This window comes from Mycobacterium sp. SMC-17 (assembly GCF_045310915.1).
Lineage (GTDB): Bacteria > Actinomycetota > Actinomycetes > Mycobacteriales > Mycobacteriaceae > Mycobacterium.
The window spans coordinates 84,203-100,697 of the sequence record NZ_JBJIAK010000014.1; the positions used below are offsets into that span (position 1 = coordinate 84,203).

The 16,495-nt window shown below is 67.1% G+C and carries 11 protein-coding genes; 6 read left to right on the forward strand and 5 right to left on the reverse strand.

Annotated features, from left to right (window positions below; genetic code table 11):
- Positions 1-25: 25 nt before the first annotated feature.
- Both ACJH7A_RS11840 and ACJH7A_RS11845 read left to right on the forward strand, forming a co-directional pair.
- Positions 26-949: an asparaginase gene (locus tag ACJH7A_RS11840; protein WP_212811489.1), complete on the forward strand. Its 924-nt coding sequence runs from the start codon at positions 26-28 to the stop codon at positions 947-949.
- A gap of 100 nt (positions 950-1,049) precedes the next feature.
- The gene (locus ACJH7A_RS11845; RefSeq protein WP_212811490.1) at positions 1,050-3,155 is read left to right on the forward strand and encodes an acyltransferase family protein; all 2,106 of its coding nucleotides are present in this window, start codon (positions 1,050-1,052) and stop codon (positions 3,153-3,155) included.
- Here the strand turns inward: ACJH7A_RS11845 and ACJH7A_RS11850 are convergent.
- Entirely contained in the window at positions 3,152-4,495 is a 1,344-nt protein-coding gene (locus ACJH7A_RS11850) for a DNA polymerase IV (RefSeq protein ID WP_244872942.1), read from the reverse strand. The genes ACJH7A_RS11845 and ACJH7A_RS11850 overlap by 4 nt on opposite strands.
- Before the next feature lie 90 nt (positions 4,496-4,585).
- On the opposite strand from ACJH7A_RS11850, the gene ACJH7A_RS11855 reads away from it, so the two are divergent.
- Positions 4,586-4,795 carry an RNA-binding S4 domain-containing protein gene (locus ACJH7A_RS11855; protein ID WP_212811492.1) on the forward strand — a complete coding sequence of 70 codons (210 nt, stop codon included), beginning with the start codon at positions 4,586-4,588 and terminating at the stop codon, positions 4,793-4,795.
- 22 nt (positions 4,796-4,817) lie between these two features.
- Here the strand turns inward: ACJH7A_RS11855 and ileS are convergent, their stop codons facing one another.
- Both ileS and ACJH7A_RS11865 read right to left on the reverse strand, forming a co-directional pair.
- Complete coding sequence (gene ileS / locus ACJH7A_RS11860) at positions 4,818-7,964, reverse strand: isoleucine--tRNA ligase (protein ID WP_406802005.1); 3,147 nt, start codon at positions 7,962-7,964, stop codon at positions 4,818-4,820.
- 276 nt (positions 7,965-8,240) lie between these two features.
- Positions 8,241-8,885 (reverse strand): hypothetical protein, encoded by a 645-nt coding sequence (locus ACJH7A_RS11865; RefSeq protein WP_406802006.1) that lies wholly within the window; start codon positions 8,883-8,885, stop codon positions 8,241-8,243.
- A gap of 134 nt (positions 8,886-9,019) precedes the next feature.
- Here ACJH7A_RS11865 and ACJH7A_RS11870 point away from each other — a divergent pair, with 134 nt between their 5' ends.
- The 3 genes from ACJH7A_RS11870 (at position 9,020) to ACJH7A_RS11880 (ending at position 12,071) form a co-directional block, all read left to right on the forward strand.
- Complete coding sequence (locus tag ACJH7A_RS11870; RefSeq protein ID WP_020100525.1) at positions 9,020-9,373, forward strand: hypothetical protein; 354 nt, start codon at positions 9,020-9,022, stop codon at positions 9,371-9,373.
- Between the two features lie 57 nt (positions 9,374-9,430).
- The gene (locus tag ACJH7A_RS11875) at positions 9,431-10,165 is read left to right on the forward strand and encodes a hypothetical protein (protein ID WP_212811495.1); all 735 of its coding nucleotides are present in this window, start codon (positions 9,431-9,433) and stop codon (positions 10,163-10,165) included.
- Between the two features lie 166 nt (positions 10,166-10,331).
- The gene (locus ACJH7A_RS11880) at positions 10,332-12,071 is read left to right on the forward strand and encodes an AMP-binding protein (RefSeq protein WP_305798685.1); all 1,740 of its coding nucleotides are present in this window, start codon (positions 10,332-10,334) and stop codon (positions 12,069-12,071) included.
- A gap of 60 nt (positions 12,072-12,131) precedes the next feature.
- On the opposite strand, the gene ACJH7A_RS11885 is transcribed toward ACJH7A_RS11880, so the two are convergent.
- Together ACJH7A_RS11885 and ACJH7A_RS11890 are read right to left on the reverse strand one after the other, a co-directional pair.
- Positions 12,132-12,971 carry an FkbM family methyltransferase gene (locus ACJH7A_RS11885; RefSeq protein WP_406802007.1) on the reverse strand — a complete coding sequence of 280 codons (840 nt, stop codon included), beginning with the start codon at positions 12,969-12,971 and terminating at the stop codon, positions 12,132-12,134.
- A 150-nt stretch (positions 12,972-13,121) separates the two neighbouring features.
- Positions 13,122-16,316: an RND family transporter gene (locus ACJH7A_RS11890; RefSeq protein ID WP_406802008.1), complete on the reverse strand. Its 3,195-nt coding sequence runs from the start codon at positions 16,314-16,316 to the stop codon at positions 13,122-13,124.
- Between the last annotated feature and the right edge of the window lie 179 nt (positions 16,317-16,495).

Consider the following 16,495-nt stretch of genomic DNA (forward strand, 5'->3'; position numbering starts at 1 on the left):
GACCCCGTGAGGAACAATTTCGCCCATGACTCGCGTCGTCGTGATCGCCACCGGAGGCACCATCGCCACCAGCACCGACCAACACGGCATAGCCCGCCCGACACGTAGCGCCACCGACCTGGTCCACGATCTGGGCGCCGGAGTCCAGGTCGACACCGTCGACCTCATGTCGGTCGACAGCTCCGAACTGACCCCGGCCGACTGGGACCGCATCGGGGCGGCCGTGCGGGCCGCCGGTGACGCCGACGGGATCGTCATCACGCACGGCACCGACACCATGGAAGAAACCTCGTTGTGGCTCGACATGACGTACGACGGCGCCGCACCGGTGGTCCTGACCGGCGCCATGCGCAGCAGCGACGCACCCGATGCCGACGGCCCGGCCAACCTGCGGGACGCGATCACCGTCGCCACCAGTGGGTCGGCCCGCGACCTCGGCGTGCTGGTCAGCATGGCCGGGCAGGTGTGGCAGCCCCTCGGCCTGACCAAGACCGGGCACGGTTTGCTCGGTATGGCGGTCGGCTCGCTCGATGACGGCTCGTTCGTCGCCGGCGCGGTCAAAAAGCGGCCACGACTCGGCGCGTTGTCGGCGGCGTCCGCGCCGCGGGTGGACATCGTCGCCGCGTATGCCGGCAGTGACGCACTGGCGATGGACGCCTTTGCCGCGGCCGGCGCCGGCGGAATCGTCCTCGAATCGCTCGGCTCGGGCAACGCCGGGTCCAAGGTGCTCGCCGGGGTGCAGCGGTTGTGCGCCGCAGGCGTCGCGGTGGCGATTGCGACACGGGTGCCCGGTGCGCGCGTCACATCGGGCTACGGTCCCGGAAGGGCATTGCTGGACGCCGGGGCGGTGTCCGCGGGCGGGTTGCGCGCCGCTCAGGCCCGGGTGTTGCTGATGGCGGCACTCGCCGCCGAAATACCGGTCACAGACCTGTTCGCTGAGTGGGTTTAGCGAAACTGTCCCACTGGATGGACGACTTGTCCGTCAACGTGCAGTGAATTGACGACCCAATGATAATTTCCCCCACGCCCAACTCCCGGGGGGAAGACAAGTGGAATCGACGGCGCTCGGTAGCCGACACCAACAGCAGAAACGTCTCGACATTCAGGGCATGCGCGCGGTCGCGGTGGCACTCGTCGTGCTGTTCCACGCGGAGATCCCCGGATTCGGTGGCGGTTACGTCGGCGTCGACGTCTTCTTCGTGATCTCCGGATTCCTGATCAGCACACACCTGTTGAGCGAGCTGCACCAGCGCGGGCACATCCGGTACGGCGCGTTCTACGCCCGGCGGGTGCGCCGGCTGCTGCCGGCCGCCTTGACCGTCATCGTCGCCACGGTGGCCGCGGCGGCCTACTGGGTGTCTCCCCTGCAGTTCGGGTACGTCGTCAAGGACGCCATCGCCGCGACGTTCTACGTGCCGAACGTCCTGTTCGCCTACCGCGCGACCGACTACCTCGCCGACAAGACGCCGTCGCTGTTCATGCACTACTGGTCGCTCGGTGTGGAGGAACAGTTCTACCTGCTGTGGCCGGCGTTGCTCGTCGGGCTGTTCGGTCTGGTCAAGTTGCGCACCCGCCGGGTGGCGGCCATCGGCGCCGTCGTCGCGGCATCGTTCGCACTGTGCGTGTGGTTGACCGGTTTCTCACAGCCGAACGCCTTCTTCATCCTGTTCCCGCGGATCTGGGAGTTCGGCGTCGGCGGCCTCGTCGCGCTCGTCGTGCTGACCCGTGGCCGCGTCTTCGGCCCCCGGATCGGCGCCGTCGCCGGTTGGGCCGGGCTGGCCGCCATCGTGGGCAGCGGTGTCCTGTTCTCCACCGCCACCGAATACCCCGGCGACGCCGTGGCGGTGCCGGTGCTCGGCACCGCGCTGCTGATCGCCGCCGGCCCCGTGCGCTGGGGGCCCGCGGCGCTCCTGAGCCTGCGCCCGCTCACCTGGACCGGCGATATCTCGTACTCGCTGTACCTCGTGCACTGGCCCCTGCTCGTCTTGCCCGTCGCCGCCACCGGATACATGCACACCTTGCCCATGTGGCTGCGCGTCGCGATCGTCGCGGCCTGTGTCCCGCTGGCGTGGCTGCTCTACCGCTACGTCGAACAACCGGGCCAGCACATGACATGGCTGAACGCGGCCCGCCCCCGCCGCACACTGGCCGCGACGGCAGGCGTGATGGCCGCCGTCTGTGCCGTGGTTCTCACGGTCGCCGTCGTGCAGTCCCCCCGGCGCGACGCCGGCCGCCCCGCGGTGCACGCGGCGCTGAGCGTGAAACCCGCCGGGACCCCGTATGTGCCGAGCAACCTCACCCCGGAGCTCTCCGACGGTGCCGGCGGTGAGCCGGTCATCTACGCGAACGGCTGCCACCGCGGGCAGTGGGCCACCGACCCGGCCGGCTGCACCGTCGGGACCAACCCGCAGGCGCCGCTCGTCGTCCTGTTCGGCGATTCCCATGCGGCGCACTGGTATCCGGCACTATCCGCCCTCGCCGACCAGGGCCTGATCCGGCTCGACAACCGCACCAAGAGTCACTGCCCGTCGGCCCATATTCATATCGCCACCTACCCGCGGTGTGCCGAATGGCGCGAAAACGTGCTCGACAGCCTCGCCGCAGCCAAACCGGCACTGATCCTTCTCGGCGCCTGGGGATCCAGCTATGTGCTGAACGATGCCGACCCGGCGGCGCACTGGCGAAAGGCGCTGACAGACACCATCAGTGAGCTCCCCGCGCAGACACGCGTCGCGGTGCTCGCCGATACCCCGTCAATCGGGGTGGCGCCCACCTTCTGCCTGGGGCTCTACCCCGACGACGCCCAGCGCTGCGCACTGCCTCGGGACCGGGCGCTGAACCAGGCCGTCCGCCGGGCCGAGACGGAGCTGGCCGCCGGCAGCACATTCGACTACCTGGATTACAGCGACTACCTGTGCAACGACGCCGTCTGCCCCAGCATCATCGGGGACACGCTGGTCTATCGCGACGGCCACCACCTCACGGTGAACATGAGCACCGCGCTCGCCCCGATCATCGGCGCCGACGTGCTGTCCCTCCTCGCACCGGAAAGCCGACCCACCACTGCGGACACTCCACAGATCCGGGAAGCGTTGGTCGCCACAGGGAGCGGAACACCGAATCTCGCCCGCGGCCTTCATCCCCACCGGGACTAGGCGTCAGGCCCGCCGTCGTCGGTCGGCAGCTGCGCCAGGTAGTCCTGCCAGTCCAGGCTGTCGACGGGGTCGGCGCGGGTGATCTGCGGATCGTCGGCCGCGACGGTGCGGGCCACCCCGGGACCGCTGGCCCGGGTCTCGAACCGCACCGTCATGACACCGTGTCCGGCGCCCTGCACCCAGCCGTGGCCGTGGTCCGGATGCTGGACGTCGTCACCGACGCGCCACGGGGATTCGATCGGCGCGGCGCTCAGCGGGCCGCCCTGGTCTGCCGACGTCGCGACCTCGCCATCGTCCACCAGCTCCAGCTCCGGGAACAACGACTCCTGCCGGGCGTCAGTCAGGCCCGAAAACCCTACGCCCACAAGGCGAATCGGGCCGATCTCGACCGGGTCGAGCAGCAGCCGGCGGGCCGTCGCGGCCAGGGTCGACGGGTCGGTGGTCGCGTACGGCAACGTCGCCGAGCGCGTCAGCGTACTCATGTCGGACTTCTTCAGCTTCACCGTGACGGTGCGGGCGCCGCGACCGTCGCGCTGCAGCCGACGATGCGCATGCTCGGCGATGGGCCCGATCTTCTCGCGCAACTGCTCCAGCGTGGTGAGGTCGATCTGGAACGTGGATTCGGCGCTGATCTGTTTGGCCTCGGCCCGCTCGACCACCGGACGGTCATCGATGCCGCGGGCCAGCCGGTGCAACGCCGGGCCGACGGTGCCGCCGAGGACGTCGGCGGCTTCGGCATCGCTGAGCGCCGCCAGCGCGCCCACGGTCTCGATGCCCAGCCTGTGCAGCTTCTCCTCGGCGACCGGCCCGATCCCCCACAATTTCCGGACCGGCAACGCCGCCAAGAGCGAGCCCTGCTCGTCGCCGCTGATGATCCGGACCCCGTCGGGCTTGGCCAGGCCCGACGCGATCTTGGCGACCTGCTTGCCCGATCCGGCGCCGACCGAGGCCACCAACCCCGTCTCCGACCGCACGGCAGCCCGCAGGTCTTCGCAGAACTGGCGGACCTCGTCGGGCTCGGCGCCGACCAGTTCGGCCGGCTCACCGAACGCCTCGTCGAACGACAACTGCTCCAGCACCGGCACCACGGCACGCACCGCGTCGAGCGCGCGCCGGCTGGCCACCGAATACACCGCGCCCCGCGGCGGCAGCACGACCGCGGACGCGCCCACCAACCGCCGGGCCTGGTGCATGGGCATCGCCGAGCGGGCACCGAATCGGCGCGCCTGGTAGCTGGCCCCGGCCACCACGCCACGACCACCGAGCCCGCCGACCAGCACCGGGCGGTCCCGCAAGGTAGGCCGGGTCAACTGCTCGACGGACGCGAAGAAGGCATCCATGTCCAGATGCAGGACCCAGCGATCCACAGCAGCCAATCTAGAGGGGCGAGCGTAGCGACGGGAAATATGACAGTCGCTACGCTTCACCGAATGAACGACGTGCCGATCCGTGACGAATCGATCCGGCTGGGTCAGTTCCTCAAACTCGCCAATCTCATCGACAGCGGAGCCGACGCCAAGGCGGTCATCGGCGACGGGCTCGTGAGCGTCAACGGCGAGGTCGAGACGCGGCGCGGACGGCAGCTGCGCCCCGGCGACACCGTGACCTTCGAGGGTCAGTCGGCCCGGGTGAGCAGCTAGCGCCTGTTCGCGGGAAACCGGGTCAGGCCTTGGCGATCGCGGCCCGGACGCCGTCGCCGACGTCGGCACCGTCGGCCAGCTCGGCCGCATCCACCACGGTGAACCCGGTGGCCAGGATCTCGCCGGCGATCAGGTCGGCATGGGTGGTCGCCCACGCCCGCTTGTCGGCCGGCACCGCGAACGTCACGGTGATCCGGTCCGAAACCTCCAGCCCGGTGGACTTGCGCAGGTCCTGGAGTTCGCGGATGCGGTCCTTGGCCCAGCCCTCGGCCTCCAGCTCGGGCGTGACGGTGGCGTCGAGCACCACCAGGCCCGCGCCCTCCGGCAGCGCCGCGGTGAAGTCCGGTTCTGCGGCAACGAGTTTCGAGCTGTACTCCTCCGGCAACAGCACGGCGGGCCCGGCGGTCAGCGTGCCGTCGGGGTTGACGACACCCTCCCCGGCCTTGACCGCCTTGATCGCGGCCTGCACGTCCTTGCCGATGCGCGGGCCGGCGACGCGCGCGTTGACGGCCAGCTCGAACTTGCCGTAGGCGTCGATGTCGTCGGTCAGCTCGACGGCCTTGACGTTGAGCTCGTCGGCGATCAGGTCTTTGAACGGCGCGAGGGCCGACGGGTTGTCCACGGCCACCGTCAGTTTCGGCAACGGCAGCCGTACGCGCAGCTTCTTGGCCTTGCGCAGCGACGAACCTGCCGAGCACACCTCGCGCACGCGGTCCATCGCCGCGACCAGCTCCGGGTCGGCCGGGACCACGCCGGCCTCGGGCCAGTCGGTCAGGTGCACCGAACGCTCGTCGGTCAGCCCACGCCAGATCACCTCGGTGGCCAGCGGCAGCAGCGGCGCGGCCAGGCGGCACGTCACCTCCAGCACGGTGTGCAGCGTGTCGATGGCGTCGGTGTCCTCCTCCCAGAACCGCGAACGCGACCGTCGCACATACCAATTGGTGAGCGCTTCGGCGAACTGGCGCAGCTGCTCGCACGCGCCCGAGATGTCGCAGGCGTCGAGCGATTCGGTCAGGGCGTCCCGCAGGTCGGCGAGCTTGGCCAGGATGTAGCGGTCCAGGACATTCGTCGAATCGGTGCGCCAGGTGCCCTTCTTCGGCGCGTACAGCGCCAGGAAGGAGTACGCGTTCCAGACCGGGAGCAACACCTGGCGGACACCGTCGCGGATGCCCTGCTCGGTGACGATCAGGTTGCCGCCGCGCAGGATCGGCGAGGCCATCAGGAACCAGCGCATGGCATCGGAGCCGTCGCGGTCGAACACCTCGGACACGTCCGGGTAGTTGCGCAGCGACTTGCTCATCTTCTGGCCGTCGTTGCCCAGCACGATGCCGTGTGCCACACAGGTTTTGAAGGCCGGACGGTCGAACAGCGCCGTCGCCAGCACGTGCATGGTGTAGAACCAGCCGCGGGTCTGGCCGATGTACTCGACGATGAAGTCGCCCGGGAAATGGGCTTCTTCGCTCGCCGAACCGTCGAACCAGTCCTGATTCTCGAACGGGTAGTGCACCTGCGCATAAGGCATCGAGCCCGAGTCGAACCACACGTCGAAGACGTCCTCGATGCGGCGCATGGTCGACTTGCCGGTCGGGTCGTCGGGGTTGGGCCGCGTCAACTCGTCGATGTACGGGCGGTGCAGATTGTCCGGACGGACGCCGAAGTCACGCTCGAGCTCGTCGAGGCTGCCGTAGACATCGATGCGCGGATAGGCCGGATCGTCGGACTTCCACACCGGAATCGGGCTGCCCCAGTAGCGGTTTCGCGAGATCGACCAGTCGCGGGCATTGGACAGCCACTTGCCGAACTGGCCGTCTTTGACGTGCTCGGGGTACCAGGTGATCTGCTGGTTGAGCTCGACCATCCGGTCCCGGAACTCGGTGACCTTGACGAACCACGACGACACCGCGCGGTAGATCAGCGGGTTGCGGCACCGCCAGCAGTGCGGGTACGAGTGCTCGTAGGTCTCGTGGCGCAGCAGCACCGGGGCGTTCACCGCCGCCGGGCCGGTGCCGTTCTTCAGATCCTTGATGATCTGCGGGTTGGCCTCGAAGACCTGCTGCCCCTGGTAGTCCGGCACCGTCGAGTCGAACCGGCCGGTCGAATCCACCGGCGTGACCGCCACGATCCCGGCGGCGTCACACGTGGCCTTGTCGTCCTCGCCGTAGGCCGGCGCCATGTGCACGATGCCGGTGCCGTCCTCGGTGGTGACGAAATCGCCCTGCAGCACCTGAAATGCGTTGTGCGCCTTGTCGCTGTCGACGAAGAACGCGAACGGCGGCAGGTAGTGCGTACCCAGCAGTTCGGCGCCGAGGTAGCTGCCGACGATCACCGGCTCCTCGCCGAACTCACGGGCGTAGGCGGCCAGCCGCGGCTCGGCCAAAACGTAGTTCTGCTCGTCGGGACCCACCACCTGTACGTAGGTCACGTCGGGGTTGACGGCGACCGCCTGGTTGGACGGCAGCGTCCAAGGCGTCGTCGTCCAGACCAGCAGGCGGGCGCCGGCGACCGGGCCGTCGGTCGCGACAAAGCCGACGGTCAGCGCCGGGTCCTGCCGGCTCTGGTAGACGTCGTCGTCCATGCGCAGCTCATGGTTGGACAGCGGCGTCTCGTCGTTCCAGCAGTACGGCAGCACCCGGTTGCCCTCATAGGCCAGGCCCTTGTCCCACAACTGCTTGAACGCCCAGATCACCGACTCCATGAAGGTCAGGTCCAGGGTCTTGTAGTCGTTCTCGAAGTCGACCCAGCGGGCCTGGCGGGTGACGTACGACTGCCACTCGTCCGCGTACTTCATGACCGAGGCGCGGCAGGCGTCGTTGAACGCGCCGATGCCCATGGCCTCGATCTGGGCCTTGTCGGAGATGCCGAGCTGGCGCTGCACCTCGAGCTCGGCGGGCAGGCCGTGGGTGTCCCAGCCGAACCGGCGCTCCACCTTGTAGCCGCGCATGGTGCGGTAGCGGGGAACGATGTCCTTGACGTAGCCGGTCAGCAGGTGGCCGTAGTGCGGCAGGCCGTTGGCGAACGGCGGTCCGTCATAGAAGACGTACTCGGGGGCGCCGTCGCGACGCGCGATGCTGGCGCGGAAGGTGTCGTCGCGGGCCCAGAACTCCAGGACCTCGGTTTCGAGGTCGGGAAAATTCGGTGTGCCGCTTGCGGTCTTGGGGTACGCGCTCACGTCGGGTCTCCAGTGCCGTCAGCACCGATCAGGTGCTCAGTCCAGGCACGGGGACGACGATCTCGCGTCTGGACGCGAGTGCCGCGGTACCACCCCGCTTGCGCACAGCCGACCCCGGAAGGTCGCGCGCGTGCGCCGCTCAACTACAGGCGATGACGGGCCCACCCGTTCGGTTCTACTGAGCCGCAGCCGTTCTTCCGAATGCTCCCCGGTGATGGCCGGATCGATGCGATGCAGCGATTCTAACGGGCGCCGGCCGCTCCGGATGACGCCGGACTACTCGGCGACCGGCATTGCCTCCGACGCGAGCTCGATGACGGCGTAGGAGAACTGCTCGGCGAGTTCTTCCACGGTGTAGGGCTCGAACTGATGCCGGGCATACCACCAGTCGACGTGCAGCGCGTCGTCGGCGTGGAAGGCGCGGACCTCGAGCGTGTGCGCGGGGCCCGGGTGCTCGCCGTCGATCGCGGCCATGCCGTAACTGAACAACACGTCGGCAACGTCCTTCGGGTCGGCGGTGGCGGCCGCCAGCGCGCCGCGCACCGTCTGCACCATCGCGGTGGCGTCCACGTCGGATGCCGAGACGGCGTCGACCTCGAGCCGGCGGATGACGGCCAGTCCGCCGCCGGCGCGTTCTTTTGCTGCGGCCACGTCGACCGCGGCCCGGCCGGGCCCGATCACCCGCTCGATCGCGCGGCCGAGTGCCGCGATCAGCAGCACCTCGGCATCGACACCCAGGTATTCGACCGCACCCTCGAGCTCGGCCGTGATCACCGGCGACAGCGGAGCCTGGAGGCGCCGCATGTCGACCGCAGTACCGGCGGTGTCATAACCGCCGAACTCGTAGTCGGCGACGTGCATCGTCGCCGCAGCAGCAGAAGGGAGAACGGCACCGATCTCACCGGCGTACGCAACAGTCATGTGATGCACACTACAACACGATTCCCAAATTTGGGACATAGCTCCCGAAACTGTGACGCCCATGTCAATTACGGCTTAGGTGTCGCAAAAACAGTTGCTAGCAACCAACGAGGGGAAGGGTCTATCGTGGCAGAGTGCCCCGAACAGACCAGAACGGCAGACAGCTCAAGGCGCTGCTCGACTACATCTTCGACGGCGACGTCGAAGCGAGGGAGATCTACGGTGCGCTCGGAACGTCGAGCAGTACGTACTACCGGCGGATCAAAGAGGCCGACTATCCCAATGCGGAAGAGCTCCGCCTGGTGGCCGATCACTTCCGGCTGAGCTATCCCGACCTGCAAGTTCGGTTCGGCCTGATGAGCCACGACGAGGTCATCAACTACATCCAGTCGGCACCCCTCGCGGTTGCCACGGCGGCGCCGGCGGTCCCCAAACGCGCCACGAAATTGTCGGAAATGACGCGACGTGCTGATGCACCGCCGCTCTGACAAGTAAAATCTGAGCAGTCACAAAGCGCTGACACGGGCTTCTAAAAGGCTTCCACCATGGCTCTCACATTTCTCATTACGATCACTCTCGCCTGCATGGCGTGGAGTCTCTGGATCCGTCGCGTCACCTGGTCCTGCCGCTGGGAAGTCGCGGCGACCCTCAACATCGCGCTGCAGGCCGCGGCCGTCGTCCTGATGTCCCCGATGGCCGCCGACACGCTCGGCCGCGCCATCCACTCGATGACCGGCGTCTGGAACCTGCCCGCCTACCTCGGCCACGACTGCTACATCGTGGCCGCTTCGGCCATCGTCTACAACGCCATCGGCCGCCTCGCCGACGACTCGGCCATGCAGAAGATGTTCACGCAGTACATCGAGCGGCCCGCCACCCTGTGCATCCCGATCCTGCTGGCCCTGTTCTCGATGAGCGTGGCCGGACGCGAGTACTCCCCCGACCTGTTCACCATGCCCACCGACGGCTGGCTGGCCGCCTACTGGCTCGTGCTGTGCGGGACGCTGACCTACCTGCTGGTCTTCGGTGCGCGCGCCCTGCTGGTGTTGCGCAAGAACGAGGACTCTCGGCGCATCGCCAACATCTACCTGTTCGCCACCGGCAGCGGCATCCTGGCGTGCGCCACCCGCATCCTGACATCGCTCGTACCGGAGCTGCAGCCGCTCGAAGACGGCAAGTTCGTGTGGGTCTTCGCCTGCATGTGCGGCGGCGTCTTCGCACTGGCGTCCGCGCACTCGTGGCTGATCAAGACCAAGTGGTTCTCGAAGGCCGCCCGCTGAGCCTCCGCCACCGACCGCCGGAGACTCGTCAGCAAAAAGCCTGATACGTCAAAATCTGCGCGTATGCCTTACTCTGCTATCCGGCACCCGGTGTCAGTTTGACTGTGTTTCACCGCCTTCGACGGCACCCGGCCCTCACCCCTGCCCGTATACCCCCGAGGAGGAAGTGTCCGTGATCGAGTCGTCTCTGCCGGCCGTCCTGCGCGAGCGCGCCAGCCTGCAACCCAACGACCTGGCTTTCACGTTCATGGACTACGACACCGACCCCGACGGTGTGGCGAAGACGCTCACCTGGGCTCAGCTGTACCAGCAGAGCGTCGCGGTGGCCCACGAACTGCGCCAGCACGGTGAGATCGGCGACCGTGTGGTCATCGTCGCCCCCCAGTGCCTCGAATACGTCGTCGGATTCCTCGGCGCCCTCGAGGCCGGCATGATCGCCGTACCGCTGACCCAGCCGATCATGGGTCACCACGACGAGCGCGTCATCTCGGTCATGAAGGACGCACAGCCGGTCGTCGCCCTGACCACCGCGGCCAGCAAGGACGCCGTCGCGCAGTACGCGACGCCGAACGACGACGGCCGCAGCCCCGTCGTCCTGGCCGTCGACGAACTGGACCTGGAGACCCGTCGTAAGCCGTTCTCCCGCCGCGAAGTTCGGCCCGAGACCGCGTACCTGCAGTACACCTCCGGCTCGACCCGCACGGCCGCCGGCGTGATGGTGTCGCACCGCAACGTCTCGGCCAACTACGAACAGATGATCGCGGTCTTCTTCTCCGAGTGGGGCAAGGTCGCTCCTCCGGGAAGCACCGTCGTGACGTGGCTGCCGCTGTACCACGACATGGGCCTGCTGCTCGGCGTGTGCACGCCGATCCTCGGCGGCTGGCACACCGTGATGACCAGCCCCATCTCGTTCCTGGTCAAGCCCGCCCGCTGGATGCAGCTGATGGGCAGCCACAAGAACGTCATCACCGCCGCGCCGAACTTCGCCTTCGACCTGGCCGCCGCGCGGACCACCGACGAGGACATGGCCGGCAAGGACCTGAGCACCGTGCTGACGGTCTTCAGCGGCGCCGAGCGCGTGCAGCCGACCACCGTCAAGCGCTACATCCAGCGCTTCGCCAAGTTCGGCCTCCCGGGCAAGGCCGTCCGGCCGAGCTACGGCCTGGCCGAGGCCACCCTCTACGTGGCATCGCGGGAATCGGGCGAGCCGCCGACCGTCGTGGAATTCGATACCGAGAAGCTGGCCGACGGCATCGTCGAGCGCGTCGAGTCGGGCAGCCCGCTGGTGAGCTACGGCTTCTCGCCGTCGCCCCTGGTTCGCATCGTCGACCCGGAGACCCGCCGCGAAGCCCCCGAGGGCACCGTCGGCGAAATCTGGACGCACGGCGAGAACGTGTGTGCCGGGTACTGGAACAAGCCCGAAGAGACCGAGAAGACCTTCCGCGGCGTGCTCGAGGACGCCCCCGAGGGCACCCCGTCGGAGTACTGGCTGCGCACCGGCGACCTCGGCTTCATCTCCGAAGGCTCGCTGTTCATCATCGGCCGGATCAAGGACCTGCTGATCATCCGTGGCCGCAACCTGTACCCCGACGACATCGAGGCCACCGTCAGCGCCGTCTCGGGCGGCCGCACCGCCGCCGTCGGCTTCGAGGAGGACGGTGTCGAGCAGTTCGCCGTCGTCATCGAGATGAAGAAGCGCGGCGAGACCGAGGACGAGGTCCGCGAGAACCTGGCTCAGGTCAAGCACGACATCACCTCTGCCATCTCGCAGGTGCACGGCGTGAACGCCGCCGACCTCGTGCTCGTGGGCCGGGGTTCGATCCCGATCACAACGAGCGGCAAGATCCGCCGCCAGGCCTGCACCGAGCTGTACCGCAAGGGTGCCCTGGCGCGCCTGGACGCCTGATTCCCCGCCGGGACCAGGCCGCGCACCGTGCGGCCTGGTCCGCGCTGGCGGCCGCCGGCGCTATGCGCGGGTCAGGAGAATATCGGTGCGCCGCGTCGGTGCGGCGTGCAATTCATTGAGTGGACCGGCTTTCCATTTGAGATACCAGGCATTGCTGTAGCCGTTCTCCACTTCGTAGGCGGCGAAGTTTTGCTGAATGCGTTTGAACAGCACATCGAAAGCGGCCCGGTCGTCTTCGGGATTGGCTTCGAAGATGATGCTCATATTCTCGGGAAACGCGTCGATGTGATCGAAAATATCGCTGAGTATTGTTGTTTCAGCACCTTCGACATCCATCTTGATCAGGCGCACACGTGCCAATTCCTCCGGCGCGAGAATATCCAGCAACGGCGCCGCGGCGACCGTCGCGCATTTCTTTCCCTTCCGGGACGGCAACGTCGTGGTGGCCCCGATGTTGCAGGGTCCGAAGTCGTACAGGTCCAGTTCGCCCACATGGTCGGAAACCGCAACATTCACGGGCCGGACGTGGTCGGCGAGATCGGGGTTACTTTCCAGATTGCGCAACATCTTTCGGTAGATGTGGGGTGCCGCCTCGATGGCGACGACGTCGGCCCGCGTCGCCGCGAGCAGGGAGTCGTAGCCGATGTTCGCGCCGATGTCGACGAACAGATCTCCCGGCGTTAGGCTGCTTTCGATGATGCGCGAAATGGCGGGTTCCCACACGCCGTAGTAGATGATGCTCCGCTGAATTGAATCGACGGGGTCGCAATGAATGGTCGCCCCGTAATAGGTGGTCGCGTCGCGTGGTTTTCTGAGCCCGAGCTGGTACCAGTCGAGAATGCCACCCCCGATCCATCCCGGGAGTGGCCGCAATGCGTCAACGAATTTCCGGAGCTCCATGGCGATCGAATGTCCTGTTCTTCAGAGTCGCGGTGCGGGCGAATCTGGTCGCCGCACAGAACATCGACCCCGAACTCCCCCGCCGGACGTCAGGAATTCAATCAGGTTTATTGACGAGAAAGTTCAATTTCTCGGAAATTCGACAGCGGCTCAGCCGAAGAAGCCGCGGTGCTGTACCGCTCCGGCGGCCTCGAAGGCCGTCGTCATCTGGCAGGCGTCACAGGTGGCCGCGTAACCGCACTCCGGGCACGGTTCGACCTCGTCGGACTCCCGGCGGGCCTTGCGCTCGGCCAGCAGCCGTTCGGTGGCAGCCGCGGCCTCTGCTTCCTCGGCCTCTTCCCGCTTGCGCCGCGGCGACTTGGACGGCCACCAGTTGGCGTCACCGAGCAGCGCCGCGGTCGCCGGCACGGTCACCGTACGGACGATGAACGTGTCCAGCAGCAGGCCGACACCGATGATGAAGCCGAGCTGTACGGCGCCCAGGATGCTACTGACGGTCATCGCGAGCATCGACGCCGCGAAGATCAGGCCGGCAGAGGTGATGACGCCGCCGGTCGCGGCGACCGTTTTCACGATCGCCGAGCGCACGCCCCATTTCGCTTCGTCACGTATTCGGGATATCAGCAGCAGGTTGTAGTCGGCGCCGACCGCCACCAGCACCAGGAAGGCGATACCCGGCACACTCCACGAGATGTCGTAGCCCAATATGAACTGGAAGAACACCACGCCGATGCCCAGCGCCGAACCGTACGACAGCACCACCGACAGCACCAGGTAGAGCGGTGCCACGACGGACCGCAGCAGCTGCACCAGGATCAGGAACACCACGATCAGCGTCACGATGACGATGTACTGGATGTCGCTGTTGTAGTAGTCGCGGATGTCGCGGTTCACCGCGGACAGACCGACCATCGACACCTTGGCGTCGGACAGCGTCGTGTTGGGCAGTGCTGTCTGTGCCGCCTTCACGATCGCGTTGGTCTGGTCCATGGCTTCCGTGCCGAACGGGTTCAGCGCCGTCTGCACCAGGTAGCGCACCGTGTGGCCGTCCGGGGACACGAACAGCGTCGCCTTCTCGAACTCGTTGCGGCTCAGGATCTCGGGTGGCACGTAGAAACCGGCCATCTGCGGGGTGTTGGCGTCGCGGCGCATACCGAGCAGGAACGACGAGGCCTGGTTCAGGCCACCGCCCATGCCGCGGACCTGGTCGACCAGCAGCTTCACACCGTCGGCGAGCTGCTTGCTCGAGTCGGCCAGCAGGTTGACGCCGTCGACCGCCTGCTGCAGCCGCCGCTCCAGGTCCGCGGTGTCGTACAGGCGCAGCTGCTTGAGCAGGCTGGTGATGCTCTCGATGTTGGTGCCCATCCCGCGGACCTTGTCGTCCATCCCGGGGTCGCTCTTGTACTGCTGCAGCATGTGGCCGAGGTTGATGACCTTCTGCACGGTCTCGGGGTCGTTGCCCTCGTTGACGTTCTGCAGACCGATCTTCAGGTCGTTGCACGCCGGGTAGTAGTTGCAGAACGGCGTCGCGTTCAGTGTCTCGAGCGCTTTCCCGGACCACTTGTAGACATCGCCGACGCGGACCAGCTGCCCACCGACAGCGTCGCCCAGCGACGTCATCTGGGACACCATCTTGGCCGACTTGTCGAGATCGTCCAGCGTCTTCGAGCCGCCGTACTGCTTCTGCAGCGCCGACATCTGGGTCAGCATCTGCCGCACCGGGCCGATGCCGCCGAGCACCTGCGTACGGATCTGGTTGAGCGCATCGGCGAGCTGGTACTCGCCGTCGACCAGCTTCTGCAGCAGCGCGTCATTGCCGTTGATGAGGTTCGAGGCGTCCTTGAGCTTGCTGCCGACCTCACCGGCCTGGTAGGTCGCCTTGGCCTGCTCCAGGACGTCACCGGTGGGACGCGTGATACCGCGGACGGCGTCGATGTGCGGCAGCTGCGCGACGCGCTGCGCCATCTGCTCCATGTCGGCGAGCGACTTCGGGGCACGAAGGTCACGCGGCGACTGGATCAGGATGAACTGCTGCATCGTCGTACTGATCGGGAAGTGCTTGTTCAGCGCCGTGTAGGCGACGTTGCTCGCCGCGTCCGGGTCGAGGTCTTTGCGGTTGTCGTAGTTGTAGCGGACCATCGTCGCGCAGCCGGCGAGCGCCAGCAGCACCGCGAGGCTGCCGGCCAGGTGGGTCACCGGGCGGCGCACGATGTTGACGCCGGACCGACGCCAGAACTTGCCCGTCATGTCCTTGCGCGGCTTGATCCAGCCACGGCGGCCGACCAGGACGATCAGCGCCGGCAGCATCGTCACGGACGCGAGGAAGCCGACCAGCACGGTCACGGCCAGCGCCGGGCCGATGGTGGCGAACACCCCGAGCGTGGCGAACGAGAGCGCCAGGAACGTGATCGCGACGGTGCCGGCCGAGCCGGCGATGACTTCACCGATCGACGTGAGCGCCGATACCAGCGCCTGATCGGTGGCGACGCCTTGTCTGATGAACTCCTGATATCGACTGAACAGGAATATGGCGTAGTCGGTCCCGGCACCCATCATCATGCCGGTCATCAGCACCAGGGTCTGCGGTCCCACCGCGAGACCCAATAGTCCCAGTCCCGCCACCAATTGTTGCGCCACGATGAGCGAGACACCGATGGTGACGAGCGGCAGCAACATCGCGACCACGCTGCGGTACACGATGATCAGGATCGAGAAGACGAGGATGCCGGTGGCCGTCTCGATCATGTGCTGATCGCGGGCACCGATGTCGTTGATGTCCTGGAAGGTGGCCGACGCACCCACGATGTTCAGCGTCAGGTCGCTGCCCTTGACCACCTCTTCGATGGTCTTCTTGGCATTGCGGTACGCCAGCTGGCCGGGACCGGTGCCCATGCTGCCGACGAGGCTGACGGGCAGCTGCACCGCTTTGCCGTCCTTGCTGGCCATCACCTGGCGCAGCTCGGGGATGTGGATGAAGTCCTGCGTGGACCGGACGTTGGTCTTGTCGGCGTTCAGCTTGTCGACCAGGCGCCGGTAGACCTCTTCGTCTTCCTTGCTGAAGCCCTTGTCGTTGGTCAGCAGGACCACCGCGATGTTGCCGGCGTCCGCCTCGCGGAACGCGTTCTTCATCGCGTTGCTGGCGATCAGCGTCGACGAATCGGGCGGCAGGAACGGCGGCGGGCGGCGGCTGGCCACGTCGACCAACGTCGGAAGAGCGAGGAAAAGAACGATCGCGATGCCGACCCAGGACGCCAAAACCACGACGGGACGCCGCACCACGAACTTGCCGAGTGCGGCGAAACCCGCATGTGCCAAAGCACCGCTTGGCCTGGCACGTTTCAGCATCCCCGACAGGCTACACGCCGCAAACGGATCTGATGCACCGACCGGCACCCCAATATCGACGCCGCCAAAGAGCCGCATTGCTGTCGCCATGCTGTAATCGGGTGTGCCACTGATGAAGTCACCTACCCCCCGCCGTGCCTACGGGCATCCGGCGCCCTCGTTGCCATTCATGCCCCAGC

Excerpts from the sequence above, each read along its gene's own strand:
- ACJH7A_RS11840 (WP_212811489.1), top strand. The coding sequence starts at position 26 with ATGACTCGCGTCGTCGTGATCGCCACCGGAGGCACCATCGCCACCAGC.
- ACJH7A_RS11850 (WP_244872942.1), bottom strand. The coding sequence starts at position 4,495 with ATGGATGCCTTCTTCGCGTCCGTCGAGCAGTTGACCCGGCCTACCTTG.
- ACJH7A_RS11855 (WP_212811492.1), top strand. The coding sequence starts at position 4,586 with ATGAACGACGTGCCGATCCGTGACGAATCGATCCGGCTGGGTCAGTTC.
- ACJH7A_RS11865 (WP_406802006.1), bottom strand. The coding sequence starts at position 8,885 with ATGACTGTTGCGTACGCCGGTGAGATCGGTGCCGTTCTCCCTTCTGCT.
- ACJH7A_RS11875 (WP_212811495.1), top strand. The coding sequence starts at position 9,431 with ATGGCTCTCACATTTCTCATTACGATCACTCTCGCCTGCATGGCGTGG.
- ACJH7A_RS11885 (WP_406802007.1), bottom strand. The coding sequence starts at position 12,971 with ATGGAGCTCCGGAAATTCGTTGACGCATTGCGGCCACTCCCGGGATGG.
- ACJH7A_RS11890 (WP_406802008.1), bottom strand. The coding sequence starts at position 16,316 with ATGCTGAAACGTGCCAGGCCAAGCGGTGCTTTGGCACATGCGGGTTTC.